Origin of the sequence: Streptomyces sp. NPDC048337, assembly GCF_043201175.1 — a bacterium.
In the GTDB taxonomy this organism is placed as follows: domain Bacteria; phylum Actinomycetota; class Actinomycetes; order Streptomycetales; family Streptomycetaceae; genus Streptomyces.
This window is the reverse complement of sequence record NZ_JBICYR010000049.1, coordinates 1-20,940: the sequence shown is the minus strand read 5'-3', so window position 1 is coordinate 20,940 and position 20,940 is coordinate 1. Positions and strand designations below refer to the sequence as shown.

Below are 20,940 nucleotides of genomic sequence, written 5' to 3'. Positions count from 1 at the left end.
GATGTTCGGCGCCCTTTCCGGGTCGGCTCTGTCGGACCTGCCATCGCGCCGAATTCATCTCGTTTTAGTCCCGGCCGACACCCCACCCCGTCCCCACCCCCGGCCGGGCAGCATCAGCCTCACTGGTCACGTCCAGCCTCGCCGCGCACATCCAGCCTCGCCGCGCACATCCAGTTACGCCGGGCACATCCAGCTTCGCCGGGCGAATCCAGCCTCGCCGGCGTTTGAGGCGCGGGGTGCGGGGCAGAGCCCCGATCTTTGACCGGCACGCACCTGGCCACGCCAGGCAACTTCAGCCTCGCCGGCGTTTGAGGCGCGGGGTTCGGGGCGGAGCCCCGGATCTTTGAGCCGCGCATGGCCAGTCACGCCAGGCTCCAGCCCCTCCGGCGATTGAGGAGCGGGGTCTGGGGCGGAGCCCCGGGTCTTGGGCGGGGCCGGGTGGAGCCCGGGGAACGGTGGGAGGGCGGGTGGGGGACCGCTCCGCGCGGCGGCCGGTCGTGCGGACCGTCACCGTGGGGGCCCCGGTGGCTTCGGTGGTGGCGGGGATCCCGGTGGGGGAGGCGGGGTGAACGGCGGGCGCTGGGGAGGGCGTGTCGGCCTGGGGGGCCGCGGCGGGATGCCGGTGACGGTCACGTCCCAGGAAACGTCCGGGTCCCGGTACGGGCGGCCGCCCCCGGGGCCGTGTGGTGCCGTCGGTGCGTCGGCGCCGGGCACCGGCCAGGACCTCGGGCCCCCGGGGCCGGGCGCCGCCCGGGACGTTGGGGCGTCGGGGTCGGCCGCCGGGCCGGGGGGTGGCCAGGCGGGGGGTCGGCGGTGGCGGCCCGCGAGGGCGGCGCCCGCCGCGCCGGACGCCGCGCCCCACGCCGCCCCCAGCAGGACCGCGTACGGCAAGGACCCCCGCAGCTCCACCCCCGCCCCCACCGCATCCACCCCCAGCACCGCCACGGCCGCATCCGCCGACACCCCCGTCACCCACACCACCACGCCCGCCGCCACCCCCGTCACCACCGACATCCGCGCCGCGCACCCCCCGATCCCGCGCCCTGGAGTCCGTACGGCCGCCAGCACCCCCGCGGCGAGCAGCAACAGGCCCGCCCCCGCGACCAGCAGCCAGGCCCGCCCGTCGTGCTCCGCGAGCCGGGACACCGTCACCGGCAGCCCGTCCAGGGGATCGGGCAGCAGCCGCTCGGCGGCCCCCGTGACCCGCCCGCGCAGCGGGACGAACAGCCCGACCAGCACCCCCAGCCAGGCCCCGTTCGGCGCCCCGAGCAGCGCGGCCCCCAGTACCCGCCGCGGATGCGCGTCGTCCAGCGCCGCCCACACCGCCGCAGCCAGCCCGGCGGCCACCGCCACCAGCAGCACCGTCACCACCGCCGACACGGCAGGCCGCAGCCGGGCGAGCGCCGCCGGTCCGCGCCGCGAGGCGGCCAGGGCGATGGCCAGGACCCCGAGCGCCCAGACGCCCGCGCCGACCAGCGTCGGCCCCGACTCGACCGAGAACCCCACCCGCCCCCGTGCCTCGATGAGGTCGCCGACGCGGTCCGGGAGGAGCCCGCCGATGTCCCCGACCCCCGGGAGTTCCAGCTTCGGCGGAGCCTTCGGCAGCGGCAGCACGGCCCCGTCGAGGGTGACCACGTCGTGCCCGATCCACGCCAGCCCACCCGCCGCGGCGACGAGCAGCGCGAGCACCACCGCCACCCGCGCGGCCCGGTCCCCGGGAGCCGCACCGGGCCGCAGCGAGCGGAGGAACACCCTTGCCAGGACCAGCGCTCCGGCCAGCCCCACCCCCAAGGGCATGACGTCCAGGGAGGATTCGGCCCCGGCCCCGCCGACGCCGAAGACCGAGAGGTCCCCTGAGGGCGTCACGGCCCCGCCGACGGCCAGGACCACCACGGCCGCGGTCATCGCCCCGAGCGAGCCCCCGGTCCCGTCCGCGCCCAGCAGGTGCAGTCCGAGCGCGGCGACCCCCGCCATCACGGCCAGGGACCAGCCCACGGCGGCGACGCCGGACAGGATCACGTCTCCCCAACGAATACGGCGCATGCGCGGTCCCCCGATGAGCGTCGGCCCGAGCCGGCCGGAAGGCCGGGCGGCTCGGGCGGCCGGGCGAGAAGTCCCGTATCTCACTCTCCGGGTGACTTTCGCCCCCGTCAACGGGCGGTCGTAGACGCCCCGGCAAGGCCCGGATTCCACATACGGCTGTGGGCCTGAAATAGTTCCCCCGGATGTTCGCCATCCCTAGACTCCCTGACGTCATGGGGGATTCTCGGGGGACTTAAGTGGGGCTGGAGTGCCGGAACTCGTACTGGAATTGAACGGAAGGACCTGGACGCTCGATCCGTCCAGGTCGTACTCGCTGGGGCGCGATCCCCAGGGAGATGTGGTGATCGATGACGCCCGGGTGTCGTGGCGACACGCCACCATCAGCTGGAACGGCCGTGGTTGGGGCATCGAGGACCACGGCAGCACCAACGGCACCTACGTGCACGGGGCTCGGGTCCAGCAGGCCGAGCTCGTGCCCGGCACGCCGGTCCACCTGGGCAACGCGACCGACGGCCCGCGGCTGAATCCCGTCGCTGCCGCGGCGCCCCAGCACGCGCAGCACGCCCAGCAGGCCCCGGCGCAGGCATACGCCCAGCCGCACCAGGCGGCGGCGCAGGCCGCCCCCGCCTACCAGGCCCCGCAGCAGCCCCAGCAGCAGGCCTGGGAACAGCAGCATCACGCGCAGCAGCAGCACGCGCAGCCGCAGCCGCACTTCCCGCAGCAGCGGGGCGGCGCGGCCCCCGGCTACGGCGGAGACCGCAGCCCGACGACGTTCCACCAGCTCTCGCTGGGCCACGTCATGCGCATCGGCCGTGCGCTGGAGAACGAACTGGTCGTCTCTGACCTCCAGGTCTCCCGCCACCACGCCGAGTTCCGCTCGATGCCCGGCGGCCGCTTCGAGATCCACGACCTCGGCAGCCACAACGGCACCTACGTCAACGGTCAGCCGCTGCCCAAGTCCGGCACCGCGATGCTCGGCCCGAACGACATCGTCGGCGTCGGCCACTCAACGTTCCGCATCGTCGGCGACCGCCTCGAGGAGTTCGTCGACACCGGCGAGGTCTCCTTCTCGGCCCGCCACCTCACGGTCACCGTCGACGGCGGCAAGCAGATCCTCAAGGACGTCACCTTCGGCGTCCCGGAGAAGTCGCTGATCGGCGTCATCGGCCCGTCCGGCTCCGGCAAGTCGACCCTCCTCAAGGCGCTCACCGGCTACCGGCCCGCCAACGAGGGTGAGGTTCTCTACGACAACCGCAACCTGTACAAGCAGTTCGCGGAGCTCCGCCAGCGCATCGGCCTGGTCCCGCAGGACGACATCCTGCACAAGGAGCTGAAGGTCAGTACGGCCCTCAAGTACGCGGCCAAGCTCCGCTTCCCCGGAGACACCGCCGAGTCCGAGCGCGCCGCCCGCATCGACGAGGTGCTGCGCGAGCTCAAGCTCGACATCCACAAGGACAAGAAGATCACCGCGCTCTCCGGTGGTCAGCGCAAGCGCGTGTCCGTGGCCCTGGAGCTGCTGACCAAGCCGTCGCTGATCTTCCTGGACGAGCCGACCTCCGGTCTCGACCCGGGCATGGACCGCGACGTCATGCAGCTGCTGCGCGGCCTCGCCGACGACGGCCGCACGGTCCTCGTCGTCACCCACTCCGTCGCCGAGCTGTCCCTCTGCGACAAGCTGCTGGTCATGGCCCCGGGCGGTTCGGTCGCGTACTTCGGCCCGCCGGACGAGGCGCTGAACTTCTTCGGCTACACCACGTGGGCGGACGTCTTCTCGGCCTTCGAGAACTACCGCGACTACGACTGGGCCGGCCGCTGGAAGGGCTCGCAGCACTACCAGCTGTACGCCGCCGACCTCGACTCGGTCGCCCCGCAGGCCGTCGCCATGCCGCCGCAGCAGATGATGCCGCCGAAGGCGCAGGGCTGGGGCTCGCAGCTGTGGACGCTGATCCGCCGCTACGTCTCGGTGATCGCCTCGGACGTGGGCTTCCTGGCCCTGATGGTGCTGCTGCCCGCGGTCCTGGGCGTGGTCTCCACGGTGATCCCCGCGAAGTTCGGCCTCGCGCCGCCGGTCGCGCCGTCCCGCTTCAACGGCGACGCCGGCACGATCATGCTGATCCTCGCGGTCGGCATGTGCTTCTCGGGCGCCGCCAACTCGGTCCGTGAGCTGATCAAGGAACGCGTCATCTACGAGCGGGAGCGCGCCACCGGCCTGTACCGGTCCGCGTACCTCATGTCGAAGGTGATCGTCCTCGGCATCATCACGGCCATCCAGGGCGTGATCATCTGTGCGATCGGCTTCTTCCCGCGCGACCTGCCCACCGAGGGCCTGATCATGCCGCCGGCCGTCGAGATCTGCCTGTCGGTCATCGCGCTCGGCTTCACCTCGATGATGTTCGGCCTGGTGATCTCCTCGCTGGTGAAGACCGCCGAGAAGACCATGCCGCTGCTCGTGATGTTCGCGATCGTCCAGGTCGTGTTCACCGGCATCCTCTTCCAGGTCTACGACTCCCCGGGCCTGGAGCAGTTCGCCTGGCTGATGCCGTCCCGCTGGGCCATCGCCGCGGCCGGCACCACGCTGAACCTCGGCAAGCTCATGCCGCCGTGGGACGCCGAGAACCCGACCAACACCGACCCGCTCTGGGACGCCACGGTCGGCCAGTGGAGCCTGAACATCACCGTCCTGCTGCTCCTCGGCATCGCCTGCGGCTTCGCGGTCCAGCGCCTGCTGCGCCGCCACGAGCCCGAGGTCATGCGCGCCGGCAAGTAATCGGGCACGTACGAAAACACCTCAGGGCGGCATCCGGAAATCCGGGTGCCGCCCTGAGGCGCATCAGCAAGGCCTAGTAGGCGCTGTTGACGTTGTCCATGGAGCCGTAGCGGTCGGCCGCGTAGTTGCAGGCGGCGACGATGTTCGCGACCGGGTCGTACTGGTCGAACTTGGTGCCCTTGACGTGGTACGCCTTGAAGGTCGGGTAGATGACCTGGAGCAGACCCTTGCTGGGGATGCCGTTCTGGGCGTTGATGTCCCAGTTGTTGATCGCCATCGGGTTGCCGCTGGACTCGCGCATGATGTTGCGGTGGATCCCGGCGTAGGTGCCCGGGATGCCCTCGCGCTTCATGATGAAGAGCGCTTCCTTGATCCAGCCGTCGAGGTTGTTCGCGAAGACGGGGGTGCGGGCGGCGGACCGGCTCGCGGCCTCCTTCTGCTCGCGCTCCTTCTTGGCGGCGGCCTCGGCCTTGGCCTTGGCGGCGTCCTTGGCGTTCTTGTCCGCGACGATCTGCTGCACGGAGAGGTGCTGCTGCACGGCCTTGGCCTGGGCGCCGTCGACGACCTGGGTCCAGGCGACGGGGGCGGCGGCGATCGTGTCGCCCTCCGCGGCACCGGCCGGGACGAGGGAGAAGGCGAGCGCGGCGGCACCGAGGGTGGCGACACCGGCAACGGACAGCTTGTGTGCCTTCGTCAGACGACTGTGACCGGGAGTGCTGGAAGCAGACATAAGCGGGCAACCTCTTCGAATCGCGGGGGCCGCAGGAAAGCGCCGCGAGGATCCGGAGATCCGCGGCGCTGTGCGGCGATGGCAATTCTTAGCGGTGGCAAAAACTTGTGGCAAAGGTGTGACGTACGATCCCGCTTAGTGGATCAGGGGCGGGCGCCGAGGCCCGATTTTCGGCCCCGACGCTAGGCGCACCCGTGCTGACAGGACCTTTACCTGTCCACTAGGGTCCTTCGTAAGTGATGTGCGTCCTATGTGCGGGCTCACATCGAGCACGTAACGGTTTCACCGTGCGTTGCTGAAGCAACGCAGTCAGTGACCGCTCTCATCCTTGAGTAGCAGATGGACGTCCCCGAACTCGTGCCAAAGGCAGAGCCGGGCCACCGCCTCCGCATACCCGCGCCGTACGGCCGCACGCCCCGCGACCGCCTCCAGCATCAGCAGATGGGAAGCCTCCGGCTCGTGCAGACCGGTCAGCAGCCCGTCCACCACCCGCACCCCGCGCTCCGGCGTCACCACCAGGTCCGTCCAGCCCCCGGCCGCCCGCACCGCCCCGGCCCCGTCCGCGGCCGACTCCAGAGCCCGCACCGCCGTGGTCCCCACCGCGATCACCCTTCCGCCGGCCGCCCTCGCGGCATTCACCAGCCACGCGGTCGTCGCGGGCACCTCGTACCGCTCCGGGTACGGCGGCTCGTGCGCCTCCTGCGAGGCCACCCCCGTATGCAGGGTCAGCGGCGCGAACTGCACCCCACGGCTCACCAGCCGCGCCACCAGCTCCGCGGTGAAGGGCCGCGCGGCGCTCGGCATCTCCGCCGACCCCGCCCCGTCGGCCGCGGGCACCGCGAACACCGTTTGGTAGGCCGACAGCGGCTGGTCCCGCTCGGTGTACGCGTACCGGATCGGCCTCCCGTACGCCCCGAGCAGCGCCGGTACGCCCGCGGCCTCCAGCGACGGCGAGGGCCGCGCCCACCACAGCCGGTCCGCCCCCGCCGCGAGCGGCTCCTCCGGTACGAGGGCATGCCCGCCCGGCAGCTCCACGAGGGCCCCCGCGGGCCCACCGGCCCGCGGCCGGGTCGTCCCCCGGCCGGCCGGGTCCCGCAGCTCCACCGCCCAGCGCCCGTCGTCACCCCTGGTCGAGAAGTGCACGACCACGTCCTCGCGGCCCAACCGGGCGTCCACGGCGGCCGCCAGCGTGGCCGAGGTGTTCACCACCAGCAGGTCCCCGGCCCGCAGCAGCCCCGGCAGCTCCCGGAAGGCGTGCAGCGACACCTCCTCACCGCCCCGCGAGACCAGCAACCGCACCGCGTCCCGCCCCAGCCCGGGCCCGCGCTGCTCGGCGGGCACCCGGGCCGAAAGGCCCGGCGGAATGTCCGGTATATACAGTCCCTTCTCCGGTACCGCGGCCGCCCCCCTCACCGCCCGCCCCCCGTCCCGGGGGCGACGGCCTCGCGCGCCCGCCCCGCTGCTCCGGACCCGGAGGCTCCGGCCGTGCCCCCGGCCCCCGCACCCGGTCGGCCACCCTCCTCGACCGCCCGGCCCGCCGCGAGGCGCTCGGCCAGGCCCTCGGCCGTGTAACGGCCGCTCGGCAGGCGCTCCGCCACCAGCCGCAGCAGCGCCGGGGCCACCTCCTCCGGCGCCGGCAGCCCCGCCAGGTCCTCCCCGGGCTCGGCCGCCGCCATCATCCGCGTCCGCATCGAACCGGGATCCGCCCACCACACCCGCAGCCCCGGCTCCTCCACCGCCAGGACGCCCGACATCAGATCCCCGGCCGCCTTGGTGGCCCCGTACGCACCCCACGTGGCATACGGAACCACCGCCGCGTCCGAGCTGATGTTCAGCACCGCCCCGGCCTCCGAGGCCCGCAGCAGCGGCAGCCCCTCCTGGACCAGCCCCAGCGGCCCCACCACGTTGACCTCGAAGGCCTCCCGCAGCCCGTCCAGCGAATGCGCCGCCAACGGCACCAGCGGCTCCGCCCCCAGCACCCCCGCGTTGTTCACCAGCAGGTCCAGCCCGCCCAGCTCCCGCGCCGCCGCCACCAGCGCAGCCCGGTGCGCCCCAGAGGACACGTCCCCCGCCACCGCCGTGACCCGTACCCCCGCGGCCCCGGCCAGCGCGGCCGCCGTCTCCTCCAGCGCCGACGCGCCCCGCGCACTCAGCACCAGGTCCCAGCCGCGTGCCGCCAGCTCCCCGGCCAGCGCCCGGCCCAGCCCCCGCGAGGCCCCCGTCACCATCGCCACCGACATGACCGCACCCCTTGCCTTCCGTTCCGTTCAGCAGATGCCCCCACGCTAGGAACCCGGACCCCACCGCCGCGTCGGCCGCCGGCCCCACCCGGGCAGGTCCCTTCGACCTACGCCCCCGGCCCGATCCCGCAGGTCAGGGCCGCGGGTACGGTGAGTCCATGACCGGTAGCCCCATGTACGGCGGACCCTGCGGCGGCCTGGCCGCCGTGAGTACCGCGCTGCTCGCCATGAGCCGCCGCCTGGAGGTCCGTGACGTCCTGCGCACGATCGTCGTGTCGGCCCGCGAGCTCCTCGACGCCGAATACGCGGCCCTGGGCGTCCCGGACGACCACGGCGGCTTCGCCCAGTTCGTCGTGGACGGCATCAGCCCGGAGCAGTGGCGGGCCATCGGCCCCCTGCCCCGCCAGCACGGCATCCTCGCCGCGATGCTCCACCAGGACGGCCCCCAGCGGCTGGCCGACGTACGACAGGACCCGCGCTTCGAGGGCTGGCCGTCCGCGCACCCCGAGATGTCCGACTTCCTCGGCCTGCCGGTCCGGGACGGGGAGGAGACCCTCGGCGCCCTCTTCCTCGCGAACAAGAAGGGGCCGCACGGCTTCACCGACGAGGACGAGGAACTCCTCTCCCTCCTCGCCCAGCACGCCGCCATCGCCCTCACCAACGCCCGGCTCTACGAGCGCAGCCGCGAGCTCACCATCGCCGAGGAGCGCTCCCGGCTCGCGCACGAGCTGCACGACGCCGTCAGCCAGAAGCTCTTCTCGCTCCGCCTCACCGCCCAGGCCGCCGCCGCCCTCGTGGACCGCGACCCGGCCCGCGCCAAGGGCGAGCTCCAGCAGGTGGCCGCCCTCGCCGCCGAGGCGGCCGACGAACTGCGCGCCGCCGTGACCGAGCTCCGCCCGGCAGCCCTGGACGAGGACGGCCTGGTCGCCACCCTCCGGACCCACGTCCACGTACTCGACCGCGCGCACACCGCGCACGTCACCTTCACCTGTGACGGCGTACGGGCCCTCCCCGCGACCCAGGAGGAAGCCCTCCTGCGCGTGGCCCAGGAGGCCCTCCACAACGCGCTGCGCCACTCGGGCGCCGACCGCGTCGAGGTCACGCTGACCCGGGCCGGGGGCGGGGCGGTCCTCAAGGTCACGGACTCCGGCAAGGGCTTCGACCCGAGGACGGTCCGCCGCGCGGGCCGCCACCTTGGCCTGGTCTCGATGCGGGACCGCGCGAGCGGTGTCGGTGGCCGGCTCACCGTGCACTCGGAGCCCGGCAAGGGCACCACGATCGAGATGGAGGTCCCCGGTGGCTGACAACGGCACCGGCCGAATCCGCGTCCTGCTGGTCGACGACCACCAGGTGGTCCGCCGGGGCCTGCGCACCTTCCTGGAGGTCCAGGACGACATCGAGGTGGTCGGCGAGGCGTCCGACGGCGAAGAGGGCATCGCCCGCGCCGAGGAGCTGCGGCCCGACGTGATCCTCATGGACGTCAAGATGCCGGGCACCGACGGCATCGAGGCCCTGCGCAGGCTGCGCGAGCGGGCGAACCCGGCCCGGGTCCTGATCGTCACCAGCTTCACGGAACAGCGGACGGTGGTCCCCGCCCTGCGGGCCGGCGCGGCGGGATACGTCTACAAGGACATCGACCCCGACGCCCTGGCCGGAGCCATCCGCTCCGTCCACGCCGGCCACGTCCTCCTCCAGCCGGAGGTGGCGTCGACCCTGCTCGCGCAGGAGGACCACGGCGTCCCGGCGGGCCGCAGCGGTTCGCTGACCGACCGCGAACGCGAGGTCCTGGGCCTCATCGCGGACGGCCGCTCCAACCGGGAGATCGCCCGCGCGCTGGTCCTCTCCGAGAAGACGGTCAAGACCCATGTCTCGAACATCCTGATGAAGCTGGACCTCTCCGACCGGACGCAGGCGGCGTTGTGGGCGGTCAGGCACGGAATCACGGAGTGAACGGAGCGTCTCGTTCCGACCTGGGATTCATACGGTCGGGTGTATGTCGCCCGGATGGCGCATCCGGTTCGTCGGATGACCGTTCTTGATGACGTGCCGCGGCGGCTGGTCGCGGCAGACGTACTGGAGGACGAGAACGTGAAGAACTTCAAGAAGGCCGCAGCCGTCACCATGATCGCGGGCGGCCTCGTCGCCGCCGGCGCCGGTGTCTCCTCGGCGCACGGCGGTGCGTCGGCGGAGGGCGAGGCCCTGAACTCGCCCGGCGTGGCCTCCGGGAACCTGGTCCAGGCTCCCGTGCACGTCCCGGTCAACGTGGTCGGCAACACGGTCACCGTGATCGGCCTGCTGAACGGCGTCTGGGGCAACACCGGCGTAAACGCCTGACCCACCCCGCACAGCGCTCACCCCCTCGGCCCCGCTTCCCCCCTCTCCCCGGGAAGCGGGGCCAAGGCACGACCGGCCCGCACCCGCCCACTAGCGCGGGCAAATCCAGCCCCTCCGGCGTTTGAGGAGCGGGGTCCGGGGCGGAGCCCCGTTCTTGAAACCGGCGCCTGCCCACTCAGGCGGGCAAATCCAGCCCCTCCGGCGTTTGAGGAGCGGGGTCCGGGGCGGAGCCCCGATCTTGTACGCGCACCCGCGGGCGCAGGCGAGCCAATTCCAGCCCCGCCGGCGTTTGAGGCGCGGGGCTCGGGGCGGAGCCCCGGGAGGCCGAGCGCAGCACCCCTACCGCGACCCCGAGCCGGAGGCTAATCCCGCTCGCGCGCCTCAACGGCCGAGTTGTACGCGGCGACCAGGGCCCGCCGAGCCACCCGCTCCACCGGCCGCAACGCCTCGGCCCGCGCCGCCATCTCCGAGGCCGCCACCGCCCCGCCGTGCCCGGTCTCGTACGCCAGCGACACCATCAGGTCCACCCGCTGCGCAAGCGCCAGCACCCGTACCGCCCGCGCCGGATACCCCGGCGCCAGCATCTCCTGGCCGGAGCCCTCCGCCCGCGCCCGGTACGCCGACAACGCCGCCTCCGCCACCGGCCCGGACCCCGCCACGTCCAGCCGGGTCAGCGTCACGGTCGCCTCGCGCAGCGCCTCCGCCAGCTCCCGCTCCGCCTCGCCGAGCGACGGCACGTCCGCCGGCGGAGCCTCCCGTACCGGAAGGCAGTGCCAGGTCACCGACACGTGCACGTCCCCGGTCGGCCCGGCCTCGTACACCTCCGGCACCAGCCCCACCGCCGCACCCACCGCGATCACCGCCTCCTCGGCGTCCAGCGCCCGCGCGTTGAACTCCGGCGGCCCGCTCAGCCCCAGCGGATGCCCCGGAGCCGGCAGAGCCACCCGCAGCCCGGTCACCCCCAGCGTCCGCAGGCGCCCCAGCGCCAGTGTGAGCCCCACCGGACCCGCTTCCCCGGGCAGACCCTCCACCCGGTGCACGGCGTCCTCGCCCACGATCGACAACACGGCCTCATCGGGCGAGACCAGACCGGCCAGCAGCGCGTTCCCCCAGGCGGCCAGCCGCCCTGAACGTGGTTCGAAAAGCATCCCCCAACTCTACGGACCCCATCCGTGACCCATCCCTGACCCGGCCCCGGCCCCGGACCCCTCCCCGAGTGGCGTAGGTTTTCCCCTGGGGCCACGCCTACAGGCGGGCACAGAGAACCGTGACTGCAAGGGGTGACAACACGCTCATGAGCGATGTTCTGGAGCTGGTGGACGTATCCGTGGTCCGCGAGGGCCGGGCTCTGGTGGACCAGGTCTCCTGGTCGGTCAAGGAGGGGGAGCGCTGGGTCATCCTCGGCCCCAACGGCGCCGGCAAGACCACGCTGCTGAACCTCGCCTCCAGCTACCTCTTCCCCACCAAGGGCGCCGCCACCATCCTCGGCAGCACCCTCGGCAAGCCCGGCAGCGACGTCTTCGAGCTGCGCCCGCGCATTGGTGTCGCCGGCATCGCGCTCGCCGACAAGCTGCCCAAGCGGCAGACCGTCCTGCAGACCGTGCTCACCGCCGCCTACGGCATGACCGCGACCTGGCAGGAGGAGTACGAGGACGTCGACGAGCAGCGCGCCCGCGCCTTCCTCGACCGCCTCGGCATGTCGGACTACCTCGACCGCAAGTTCGGCACCCTCTCCGAGGGCGAGCGCAAGCGCACCCTGATCGCCCGCGCCCTGATGACCGACCCCGAGCTGCTGCTCCTCGACGAGCCCGCCGCCGGCCTCGACCTCGGCGGCCGCGAGGACCTCGTACGCCGCCTCGGCCGCCTCGCCCGCGACCCGCTCGCCCCCTCCATGGTCATGGTCACGCACCACGTCGAGGAGATCGCCCCCGGCTTCACCCACGTCCTGATGATCCGCCAGGGCAAGGTGGTCACCGCGGGCCCCATCGACCTCGAACTGACCTCCCGCAACCTCTCGCTCTGCTTCGGCCTCCCGCTGATCGTCGAGCGCAACGACCACGACCGCTGGACCGCCCAGGGCCTCCCGCTCCGCTAGTACGGGGCGAGTACGGCAACGGACGGCAACCGGCCGTCGCACCCTGTCCCGACCGCGCCCACCCGACCTACCATGACCATGTGGACATCGACGCATGGGTGTGGTGGCTCATCGGCGCGGTCGGCTTGGGCATCCCCCTCGTCCTGACCGCGATGCCCGAGTTCGGCATGTTCGCCGTCGGCGCGGTGGCGGCCGCCGTCACGGCGTCCGTGGGCGGGGGAGTGGTGGCCCAGGTCCTGGTCTTCGTGATCGTGTCGGTCGCGCTCGTCGCCGTCGTCCGGCCGATCGCCAACCGGCACCGCGACCAGCGGCCCCAACACCGCAGCGGCATCGACGCGTTGAAAGGCAGAAGCGCAGTCGTCCTCGAACGCGTCGACGGCCACGGCGGCCGCATCAAGCTCGCCGGCGAGATCTGGTCCGCGCGCACCCTCGACGCGGACAGCAGCTTCGAGCCCGGCCAGTCCGTCGACGTCGTCGAGATCGACGGGGCCACCGCCGTCGTCATGTGACAAGCAGCCTGCTCGCGGGCCCCCGGTCTGCGAGACTCCGTTCAACGGGGCAGCACAGACAGCCGGAAGGGCACGGGGAACCGCATGTCATCGATCATCATCGTCCTGATCATTCTGGTGGTTCTGGTCTTCATCGCACTGGTCAAGACGATCCAGGTGATCCCGCAGGCCAGCGCCGCCATCGTCGAGCGGTTCGGCCGCTACACCCGCACCCTCAACGCGGGCCTCAACATCGTCGTCCCGTTCATCGACTCGATCCGCAACCGGATCGACCTCCGCGAGCAGGTCGTCCCCTTCCCGCCGCAGCCCGTCATCACCCAGGACAACCTGGTCGTCAACATCGACACCGTCATCTACTACCAGGTGACCGACGCCCGCGCCGCGACGTACGAAGTGGCCAGCTACATCCAGGCCATCGAGCAGCTCACCGTCACCACGCTGCGCAACATCATCGGCGGCATGGACCTGGAGCGGACCCTCACCTCCCGCGAGGAGATCAACGCCGCCCTGCGCGGGGTCCTCGACGAGGCCACCGGCAAGTGGGGCATCCGCGTCAACCGCGTCGAGCTCAAGGCCATCGAGCCGCCGACCTCCATCCAGGACTCGATGGAGAAGCAGATGCGCGCCGACCGCGACAAGCGCGCCGCGATCCTCCAGGCCGAAGGTGTCCGGCAGTCCGAGATCCTGCGCGCCGAAGGCGAGAAGCAGTCCTCCATCCTCCGGGCCGAGGGTGAGGCCAAGGCCGCCGCCCTGCGCGCCGAGGGTGAGGCGCAGGCCATCCGTACGGTCTTCGAGTCCATCCACGCCGGCGACGCCGACCAGAAGCTCCTCGCCTACCAGTACCTCCAGATGCTCCCCAAGATCGCCGAAGGCGATGCCAACAAGCTCTGGATCGTCCCCAGCGAGATCGGCGACGCGCTCAAGGGGCTCTCCGGCGCCATGGGCAACTTCGGCCCCCTGGGCGGCGGATCGGGTTTCAACCCGCAGGGCCCCGGCAAGGACGCCGGCAGTCACGGCACCCCCGCCGACGCGACCGGCGCCGACCGCCGCGAACAGCCCCCCATCGACTGACCGGACCGTCCCCTCATGCATGATCAGTGAGGCCCCTCGACCTTCATGGCGGGGAGGCGACTCACTCACGCAAAGGGGATGGCTCCGTCCATGTCCATGTCCATCTGGGAATCGCTCGCCGTCTTCGCGGCCGGCATCGGTGCCGGCACGATCAACACCATCGTCGGCTCCGGCACCCTGATCACCTTCCCGGTGCTGCTCGCCACCGGTCTGCCACCGGTCACCGCCAACGTGTCCAACACCCTCGGCCTGGTGCCCGGTTCCATCAGCGGAGCCATCGGCTACCGCAAGGAGCTCCAGGGCCAGCGCGCCCGCATCCTGCGGCTGGGAGCCGTATCCCTCGCCGGCGGACTCGCGGGCGCCGTCCTGCTCCTCACCCTGCCGTCCGACTCCTTCGACACGATCGTGCCGGTCCTCATCGGACTCGCCCTCGTCCTCGTCGTACTCCAGCCCCGGCTCGCCGCCGCCCTGCGCAAGCGACAGGCAGCCACGGGAAGCGAGCCGAGCCACCCCGACGGCGGCCCGGCACTCCTCTCCGGAATGCTGCTCTCCAGCGCGTACGGGGGCTACTTCGGTGCCGCCCAAGGGGTTCTCTACCTCGGCCTGATGGGCCTGCTGCTCCGCGAGGACCTGCAGCGCATCAACGCCGTCAAGAACGTCATCGCGGCCATGGTGAACGGCATCGCGGCCGTCTTCTTCCTCTTCGTCGCGGAGTTCGACTGGACGGCCGTCCTCCTCATCGCCGTCGGCTCGACCATAGGCGGCCAGATCGGCGCGAAGGTCGGCCGCCGCCTCCCGCCGACCGTCCTGCGCGCGGTCATCGTGACCGTCGGCATCCTCGCGATCGTCCAGCTGCTCGTCCGCTGAGCGACGTAGCGAAACTACGTACGCCACGTCGCCCAGCGAGCGGGGGTCCTAGGCGGAGCGCTCCAGCCACTCGGGCAGCGCCTCCCGCCCGGCCACCCCCAGGGCCAGCAGCATCGCGTCCGCCGGAGACGGCACGAAGGGCTTCCGGAGGAGCGGCATCCCCGCCTCCTCCGGAGTCCGCGCCGCCTTGCGGTGGTTGTCCTCGGCGCAGGAGGCCACCGTGTTCAGCCAGGTGTCCCCACCCCCCTGGGCGCGGGGCAGTACGTGGTCCACGGTCGTCGCGCGTTTCCCGCAGTACGCGCACCGGTGCTGGTCGCGGACCAACACCCCCCTCCGCGACCAGGGGGCATGTCTTCGGAAGGGCACCCGGACGTACCTGCAGAGCCTGATCACCCGGGGCATCGGAAGATCCATGCTGGCTCCGCGCACACGCAGTTCGGGATGCGACTGTTCGACGACGGCCTTGTCCTGGAGCACCAGGACCACCGCCCGGTTCAAGGTCACCGTCGACAGCGGCTCGAAGCTCGCATTCAGCACCAGCGTGTCCCGCATCTCGCCCACCTCCCGTGTGCAGGCCCGCGACCACAGCGGCGGCAGGGCCCGCAACCACTCTGGCCGCGCGCGCCACGCGGGACAACGCAATAAAAATGCCCGGTCCAGGCCTTCTTTAGACCAGGACCGGGCAAACGCTCGGCGAAGGATCAGCGCGCGGAGGCCTCGTACTCGCCGATGAGCTGAGCCCGCCCGAGCGTGTGGAAGCGGAGGTTGAACCCGACCACCGCGGGAGACACGTCGTCACCGGGACCGAGCTTCTCCTGATCCACCGCGTACACGGTGAACACGTACCGGTGCCGCTCCCCGGCCGGCGGAGCCGCACCGCCGAAGTCCTTGGTCCCGTAGTCGTTCCGTACGTGCACGGCCCCGGCCGGCAGCCCCTCGAACTTCCCGCCGCCGGCCCCGGCCGGCAGCTCGGTGACCGAGACCGGCAGATCGAAGAGCACCCAGTGCCAGAACCCGCTGCCCGTGGGCGCGTCCGGGTCGAAGCACGTCACGGCGAAGCTCTTCGTCCCCTCCGGGAAGCCCTCCCATCTCAGCTGCGGCGAGCGGTCGCCGCCCGATTTCACCTGGGCGTGGCCCAGATCGGCGCCGGGCGCGAGATCCGTGCTGGTCACGGTGAACTCGTGCACCTCAGGGTGGAAGTCGTGCGGAAGCGGAGCCCTGCTCTGATCGGCCATTGCTGAACCTCCTGATAGGGATGTGCGCCGGGGGTCGGCAAGAAGTACGAGGATCACCGTACTACGTGATCTCTCGTACTACGAAACCTCTCGTACTACGACGTCTCAGAACCAGTTGCGCTGCGAACCCACGGACGCGATCCACTGGTTCAGGTACGCCGCCCAGTCGGTGCCCTCGTACGACTGCAGCCCCACCTGGAAGCAGCGGTAGGTGTCACTGCCCTCGCTGAACAGCCCCGGCTTCTTGTCCATCTCCAGGACGACGTCCATCTCGCGCCCGTCCGACACGAAGGTCAGCTCGACCTGGTTCAGGCCCCGGTACTGGGACGGCGGCAGGAACTCGATCTCCTGGTAGAACGGCAGCGTCTGCCGCGTCCCCCGGATGTGCCCGCGCTCCATGTCCGCACTGCGGAAGGTGAAGCCCAGCTGCCGGAACGCGTCGAGGATCGCCTGCTGCGCCGGCACCGGGTGCACGTTGATCGGGTCGAGGTCGCCCGCGTCGACGGCCCGCGCGATCTCCAGCTCGGTGCTGACCCCGATGTTCATCCCGTGCAGGTGCTGACCCCCGAAGTGGGTGATCGGCGTCTCCCACGGGATCTCCAACCCGAACGGCACCACGTGCAGCGCGCCGGGCTGCACCTGGAACGCACCGCCGAGGCGCTGCTTGGTGAACACGACGTCCTGCTTGTACTCCTGGTCGCCGCCCTCCACCTCGACCCGCGCCTGGAGCCCGACGGACAGCCCCTCGATCTGCTGCTCCACGGATCCGCCCTGGATCCGGACCTCGCCCTGGACGATGCCGCCCGGCACGACGTTCGGCTCCGTGATGATCGTGTCCACCGAAGCACCACCGGCACCCAGGCTCGCGAACAGCTTCCTGAACCCCATGCTCTGACTCCCCTTGAAGGCTTGTGCGACTACCCCTTACCAACGCGGAACCTTAGGCCCCGGTTGCAGGTGTGCGCGTTCCACTACGCTCGACCGGATGAGCGCGCGCCCCGACCGTACGCCCCTGCCCCGGTCCTTCTTCGACCGCCCGGTCCTCACGGTGGCTCCGGACCTCCTCGGCCGCACCCTGGTCCGCCGTACCCCCGACGGCCCCATCGAACTGCGCATCACGGAGGTGGAGGCGTACGAGGGCGAGTCGGACCCCGGCTCCCACGCCTACCGCGGCCGCACGGCGCGCAACATCGATGTTCGGTCCACCCGGCACGCGTACGTCTACTTCATCTACGGCATGTCAAGGCAGTCAGCATGAATGTTGAACTCCTCTCCCATCCCGCTGAAGAGGTCGCCCCCAAGCTGCTCGGATGCGTCCTCACCTGCAAGACCCCCGAGGGGACTGTGAGCATCGCCATTACGGAAACCGAGGCGTACTCCGGCACGGCTGACCCAGCTTCCCATGCCTACCGGGGCCGGACTGCCCGCAACGCCACCATGTTCGGGCCCGCAGGACACCTCTACGTCTACCGGTCCCACGGTCTCCACTGGTGCGCCAACGTCGTCACCGGTACGGATGGCATCGCCTCGGGCGTCCTCATCCGGGCAGGCAGGGTCATCGAGGGCGAAGACCTGGCGCGCAATCGGCGAGGGGAGAGGGTCGAGAGCCCACGTCTTGCCCGAGGTCCGGGGAACGTCGGCCAGGCACTCGGCATCACGGCGGAGCACAACGGCGCAGACCTCCTGACAGGTGCCTCGGTCGTGCTGTCCGAGGGTGAGCCGGTACCTGCCGCGCTCATCCAGGTCGGCCCTCGGGTAGGCGTGAGCAAGGCCCACGACTGGCAACACCGGTTCTACCTCGCCGGTGATCCGACGGTCTCGGCATACCGACTGAGCCCGCGAGCCAAACCACCCGCTGGAGGCTGAGCCGCTGTGAGCCTTGCTGGCGGCCCGCCGGTGAGTCAGTGCGGCTTGGGGTCAGGCGTTGCATGATCGTCCGACATCCGGCAATGGGTTCTCTCGCTCGGTCACGTCAAGGATGCGGATGTCCTCCCCGGCGAGCACGTGCGGGGCGTAGTACCGGGAGAACTCGAAGCGCAGGTACTCGGAGAGCGGTCGAGTCAGGACGTGCACTCGCCCCTTGCTCTTCCCCTCACCACGTAGCCGCTTCAGGTCTTCCGTGTACGCGGACGAGTAGGCGCGCGGGTCGACGCGCCTGCCTGACCGGAAGGCTTCAAGCTCTTCCGCCTCCTGCGGTACGAGGTACTGGGGCAGAGTCTCCAGTCGCCACGCTTCCGTCTGGAAGCCCCGGAGCACCGCGCGCCAGTCGTCACCATCCAAGAGCACGAACAGCCTCCCGAAGAACGCTCTCAGGGATCTCCACGAGCCCTTCCCCCTGCGGGGGAGTTAGGCGTCGGACACATCAGCCTGAACCACGATGGAGCCGGAAGCGGTGCAGTAGACGTTCGGGCAGTCAGCCTCTCCACACGTGCCGTTGCCGTTGCCAGTGAGCCGAGTCAGTTCTTCGCGCGCCATGCGGAACCCCCTTGACTTGACGCCCCGGCCGGGCCGCCTGAGGCGACCGTACGGGGGCCTATCGCGACCGTCCATGCACGGACTTGACTCATGCACGTTGTTGCATGAACTGGGGGAGCGAGGGCGCACGGAGGCGCTGAGTGATGTCCGGGCCCTCCTCGCCGGGTATGACGACGGGCCCCGCCCGACTCTCGTCAGACAGGGCCCGTGCTCACTTCGCGCGGACAGCCGGCTCGGCCCTCCGCGATCGGATCTCAGGGCTTCCGGAACGTGATCCGGCAGTGTTCGCCCTTGAAGGATCGGACCCCTCGACCGCGCGGCATCAGCTCGACTAGCTCGCAGACCTGCATGACGACGGTCCGCACGTAGTCGATGCGGTCAGGATCCTCGTAGTCCAGCTCCTCCCACAGGTACTCGACGTCGCCCAGGTCGACGCGCACCCGATTCGATGCCAGGTCTGCCAGCTCTGCGCGGATCCTGGTCAGGTCGGCGTCACACCTGCCGATGCCCGTCCGCAGGGTCGACGCGTCGATGTCCCCCGCAGCGAACATCTCCGCCAGGGCGGTGCGCCTCTCGGACGCGGCCGTCTCCTCGGCCAGCAGCTCGGCCTCTCGCTCCTCGTCCGCGGCATCCGTGGCCGGTGCCGCGTTCCACTCCTCGGCCCTGTCGATGACCTTCCTGACCACGAAGGAGTCGAGCGGGTCCGCGGGGCAGGTGATGCACCGGCCACCCGAGCAGGTGTAGATGCGATACCGCTCTCCTGCCGCGTTCTTCTTGCTCCACCCCTGAGTGACGACGGCCTGACACTTCGAGCAGCGGACCACGCCGGACAGCAGGGCCTTGCGCTTGCCGCCGCCGCCCGTGTTGCGCTCGGGGTCGCTCAGGTAGCGGACCAGCGCACGGAATATGCCCTCGGAGACGATCGCCTCCCAGTTGCCCGCGCCGGTCTCCTCGGTCCGCCGCACGCGCGTCCCGTCCGGCTTCTCGACCCACTGCGAGTACGTCTGGATTCCCGCGTTCCTCGGCTTCAAGAGGACCATCCGGAGGTTCGAGCTGCGCCACTCCTTGCCGTGCGGCGATAACAGCCCACGCGTGTTCCAGTCCTTCGCGATGGACCAGAGGGTGACGCCGGCCAGGACATCCCGATACGCCTGTCGCAGGGCCTCCGCCTCTGCTTCCCGGTGCCTGCCGTCCCGCTCGAAGCCAAAGGGGCGAGTACTCCAGAAGGGCCTCCCCGCCTCCCTGCGCCGCTGGTGTCCGAGCACCTGACGCTCGACTCGCATCTCGGTCTCGTTGCGAGCCACCACAGCGCCGATACGAGCAGCGAGACGCCCGGACGGGGTGGACAGGTTGAGCACGCCCTGCGCCTGTGCGGCGGCCAGCGTGACGCCGGTCGCCTCGGCCAGGTCGACCAGGTCCTCAAGATCCCAGGGGGTGCGGTACATGCGGTCGTAGTGGCGGGACACGATGGCGTCCGCCTTGCCGTCCTCCACCAGAGCCTTGACGCGTTCCCACTCCGCGCTCCGCTTGGTTCCCCGCTTCGTCGAAGCCGACGTGTCCTTCTCGACGATCGTGGCTACGACCGACCAACCCTTCCGGTCGCACAGCGCCTGACTCAGCTCGACCTGTTGTGTCAGGTTCCCACCCTTGGACTCCTCGCCCCTCGGGGTGGGGCTGAGCCTGGCGTAGATGATCGCTCGCACTGCCTGTCTCCTGCTTGTCGTGGCTTTGCCGATGCTGCCGGACCAACGACGTACATGCCTAGTGAGTTACCTGTGGCATGTGGTTCAGCCTCAACCTGGTGTGCGGCTCGCCCGACCACGCGAGCGGGGTCCTGATCCGCGCCGGCGAGATCGCGGAGGGTGCCGACCTGGCCGCCAAACGCCGAATTTCCGCCAGATACCCGCGAGAACTGGCCAAAGGCCCGGCCCGCCTGGCCACGGCCCTGGACGTGGACCGCTCCCTCGACGGCACGGACCTCTGCGCGGGCCCCGAGTCCCCCTTGCCCCTCCTCACGGGCACCCCCACCTCACCCGACCTGGTGAGCAGCGGCCCCCGCACCGGAGTCGGCGGCGCCGGCGCCGCCCACCCGTACCGCTTCTGGATCACGCACGACCCGACGGTGAGCCCCTACCGAGCCCACGCGCCACGCCGCCGCTCAACTTGACTCGGCCCTGCCGGACGCCTAACGTAGCCCGAGCCGCTTGAACGGGGCACTGCTATCGGCAGACCCCCGGAGCGGCCAACCCACTACCTACGACTTACCCCTGGCGGGGTCGAATTCGGCATGCCCGAATTCGAATCCGACCGGCCCGATTATGAGCCGCAAGGGATAAGCGCTAATGTGGTGGAACGCCGAAAGGCAAAGGCCCCCAACGGCCACCGAATTCAAATCCAAGTCGGAAACGACACGGAAATGATCTGGTAGAGTTGGGAACACAGAACGAAAGCCCGGAGGAAAGCCCCAGTAAGTGTTACTGAGGGTGAGTACGAAGGAAGCGTCCGTTCCTTGAGAACTCAACAGCGTGCCAAAAATCAACGCCAGAAGTTGATACCCCGTCCACTTCGGTGGAT

General features: G+C 71.0%; 19 protein-coding genes and 4 pseudogenes. 11 read left to right on the top strand and 12 right to left on the bottom strand.

All coding sequences use genetic code 11. The annotated features are described in order from the left end of the window. Window positions 1-507: 507 nt before the first annotated feature. Window positions 508-2,043, bottom strand: a complete 1,536-nt coding sequence (locus ACGFYU_RS37300) for a streptophobe family protein (protein ID WP_393831743.1) — start codon at window positions 2,041-2,043, stop codon at window positions 508-510. 268 nt (window positions 2,044-2,311) lie between these two features. Between ACGFYU_RS37300 and ACGFYU_RS37295 the strand changes: the two genes are divergently transcribed. Next, on the top strand, window positions 2,312-4,810 hold the full coding sequence (locus tag ACGFYU_RS37295) for an FHA domain-containing protein (RefSeq protein WP_393831748.1): 2,499 nt from the start codon (window positions 2,312-2,314) through the stop codon (window positions 4,808-4,810). 73 nt (window positions 4,811-4,883) lie between these two features. On the opposite strand, the gene ACGFYU_RS37290 is transcribed toward ACGFYU_RS37295, so the two are convergent. The 3 genes from ACGFYU_RS37290 to ACGFYU_RS37280 form a co-directional block, all read right to left on the bottom strand. Continuing rightward, on the bottom strand, window positions 4,884-5,540 hold the full coding sequence (locus ACGFYU_RS37290; RefSeq protein ID WP_393831742.1) for a transglycosylase SLT domain-containing protein: 657 nt from the start codon (window positions 5,538-5,540) through the stop codon (window positions 4,884-4,886). A gap of 309 nt (window positions 5,541-5,849) precedes the next feature. After that, entirely contained in the window at window positions 5,850-6,953 is a 1,104-nt protein-coding gene (locus tag ACGFYU_RS37285) for an S-adenosylmethionine:tRNA ribosyltransferase-isomerase (RefSeq protein ID WP_393831741.1), read from the bottom strand. Then, the gene (locus tag ACGFYU_RS37280) at window positions 6,950-7,780 is read right to left on the bottom strand and encodes an SDR family NAD(P)-dependent oxidoreductase (protein ID WP_393831740.1); all 831 of its coding nucleotides are present in this window, start codon (window positions 7,778-7,780) and stop codon (window positions 6,950-6,952) included. Before ACGFYU_RS37280 ends, ACGFYU_RS37285 begins: the two co-directional genes overlap by 4 nt. Before the next feature lie 173 nt (window positions 7,781-7,953). Here ACGFYU_RS37280 and ACGFYU_RS37275 point away from each other — a divergent pair, with 173 nt between their 5' ends. From ACGFYU_RS37275 to ACGFYU_RS37265, 3 genes are all read left to right on the top strand, one after another. After that, on the top strand, window positions 7,954-9,084 hold the full coding sequence (locus tag ACGFYU_RS37275) for a GAF domain-containing sensor histidine kinase (RefSeq protein ID WP_393831747.1): 1,131 nt from the start codon (window positions 7,954-7,956) through the stop codon (window positions 9,082-9,084). Then, window positions 9,077-9,730: a response regulator gene (locus ACGFYU_RS37270; RefSeq protein ID WP_393831739.1), complete on the top strand. Its 654-nt coding sequence runs from the start codon at window positions 9,077-9,079 to the stop codon at window positions 9,728-9,730. Before ACGFYU_RS37275 ends, ACGFYU_RS37270 begins: the two co-directional genes overlap by 8 nt. A gap of 138 nt (window positions 9,731-9,868) precedes the next feature. Continuing rightward, complete coding sequence (locus tag ACGFYU_RS37265; RefSeq protein WP_393831746.1) at window positions 9,869-10,114, top strand: chaplin; 246 nt, start codon at window positions 9,869-9,871, stop codon at window positions 10,112-10,114. Window positions 10,115-10,476: 362 nt separating this feature from the next. On the opposite strand, the gene ACGFYU_RS37260 is transcribed toward ACGFYU_RS37265, so the two are convergent. Next, window positions 10,477-11,262, bottom strand: a complete 786-nt coding sequence (locus ACGFYU_RS37260) for a hypothetical protein (protein WP_393831738.1) — start codon at window positions 11,260-11,262, stop codon at window positions 10,477-10,479. A 146-nt stretch (window positions 11,263-11,408) separates the two neighbouring features. Here ACGFYU_RS37260 and ACGFYU_RS37255 point away from each other — a divergent pair, with 146 nt between their 5' ends. From ACGFYU_RS37255 to ACGFYU_RS37240, 4 genes are all read left to right on the top strand, one after another. Beyond that, entirely contained in the window at window positions 11,409-12,209 is an 801-nt protein-coding gene (locus tag ACGFYU_RS37255; RefSeq protein ID WP_393831737.1) for an ABC transporter ATP-binding protein, read from the top strand. A gap of 80 nt (window positions 12,210-12,289) precedes the next feature. Next, window positions 12,290-12,718 (top strand): NfeD family protein, encoded by a 429-nt coding sequence (locus tag ACGFYU_RS37250; protein ID WP_393831736.1) that lies wholly within the window; start codon window positions 12,290-12,292, stop codon window positions 12,716-12,718. An 84-nt stretch (window positions 12,719-12,802) separates the two neighbouring features. After that, entirely contained in the window at window positions 12,803-13,789 is a 987-nt protein-coding gene (locus tag ACGFYU_RS37245) for an SPFH domain-containing protein (protein WP_393831735.1), read from the top strand. Between the two features lie 96 nt (window positions 13,790-13,885). Continuing rightward, window positions 13,886-14,656, top strand: coding sequence for a sulfite exporter TauE/SafE family protein (locus ACGFYU_RS37240; protein ID WP_393831745.1), 771 nt, complete (start codon window positions 13,886-13,888; stop codon window positions 14,654-14,656). A gap of 48 nt (window positions 14,657-14,704) precedes the next feature. On the opposite strand, the gene ACGFYU_RS37235 is transcribed toward ACGFYU_RS37240, so the two are convergent. The 3 genes from ACGFYU_RS37235 to ACGFYU_RS37225 form a co-directional block, all read right to left on the bottom strand. Continuing rightward, window positions 14,705-15,208 carry an HNH endonuclease gene (locus tag ACGFYU_RS37235; protein WP_393831734.1) on the bottom strand — a complete coding sequence of 168 codons (504 nt, stop codon included), beginning with the start codon at window positions 15,206-15,208 and terminating at the stop codon, window positions 14,705-14,707. A 149-nt stretch (window positions 15,209-15,357) separates the two neighbouring features. After that, the gene (locus ACGFYU_RS37230) at window positions 15,358-15,891 is read right to left on the bottom strand and encodes a YbhB/YbcL family Raf kinase inhibitor-like protein (RefSeq protein ID WP_393831733.1); all 534 of its coding nucleotides are present in this window, start codon (window positions 15,889-15,891) and stop codon (window positions 15,358-15,360) included. Between the two features lie 105 nt (window positions 15,892-15,996). Continuing rightward, window positions 15,997-16,779 (bottom strand): sporulation protein, encoded by a 783-nt coding sequence (locus ACGFYU_RS37225; RefSeq protein WP_393831732.1) that lies wholly within the window; start codon window positions 16,777-16,779, stop codon window positions 15,997-15,999. A 97-nt stretch (window positions 16,780-16,876) separates the two neighbouring features. On the opposite strand from ACGFYU_RS37225, the pseudogene ACGFYU_RS37220 reads away from it, so the two are divergent. Together ACGFYU_RS37220 and ACGFYU_RS37215 are read left to right on the top strand one after the other, a co-directional pair. Then, window positions 16,877-17,082, top strand: a pseudogene (locus tag ACGFYU_RS37220) (DNA-3-methyladenine glycosylase); the annotation flags it as partial. A 63-nt stretch (window positions 17,083-17,145) separates the two neighbouring features. Beyond that, window positions 17,146-17,757 (top strand): DNA-3-methyladenine glycosylase, encoded by a 612-nt coding sequence (locus ACGFYU_RS37215; protein ID WP_393831744.1) that lies wholly within the window; start codon window positions 17,146-17,148, stop codon window positions 17,755-17,757. Window positions 17,758-17,829: 72 nt separating this feature from the next. On the opposite strand, the pseudogene ACGFYU_RS37210 reads toward ACGFYU_RS37215, so the two are convergent. The 3 genes and pseudogenes from ACGFYU_RS37210 to ACGFYU_RS37200 form a co-directional block, all read right to left on the bottom strand. Continuing rightward, window positions 17,830-18,177: pseudogene (locus ACGFYU_RS37210) on the bottom strand (DUF6879 family protein); the annotation flags it as partial. Further along, window positions 18,161-18,366, bottom strand: a pseudogene (locus ACGFYU_RS37205) (hypothetical protein). The pseudogenes ACGFYU_RS37205 and ACGFYU_RS37210, both read right to left, overlap by 17 nt. Window positions 18,367-18,620: 254 nt before the next feature. Beyond that, on the bottom strand, window positions 18,621-20,069 hold the full coding sequence (locus ACGFYU_RS37200; protein ID WP_393831731.1) for a recombinase family protein: 1,449 nt from the start codon (window positions 20,067-20,069) through the stop codon (window positions 18,621-18,623). Window positions 20,070-20,137: 68 nt separating this feature from the next. Here ACGFYU_RS37200 and ACGFYU_RS37195 point away from each other — a divergent pair. Then, window positions 20,138-20,533: pseudogene (locus tag ACGFYU_RS37195) on the top strand (DNA-3-methyladenine glycosylase); the annotation flags it as partial. Between the two features lie 87 nt (window positions 20,534-20,620). Here the strand turns inward: ACGFYU_RS37195 and ACGFYU_RS37190 are convergent. Beyond that, the coding region (locus ACGFYU_RS37190) for a hypothetical protein (protein WP_393831730.1) at window positions 20,621-20,940 on the bottom strand (320 nt) is incomplete at its 5' end.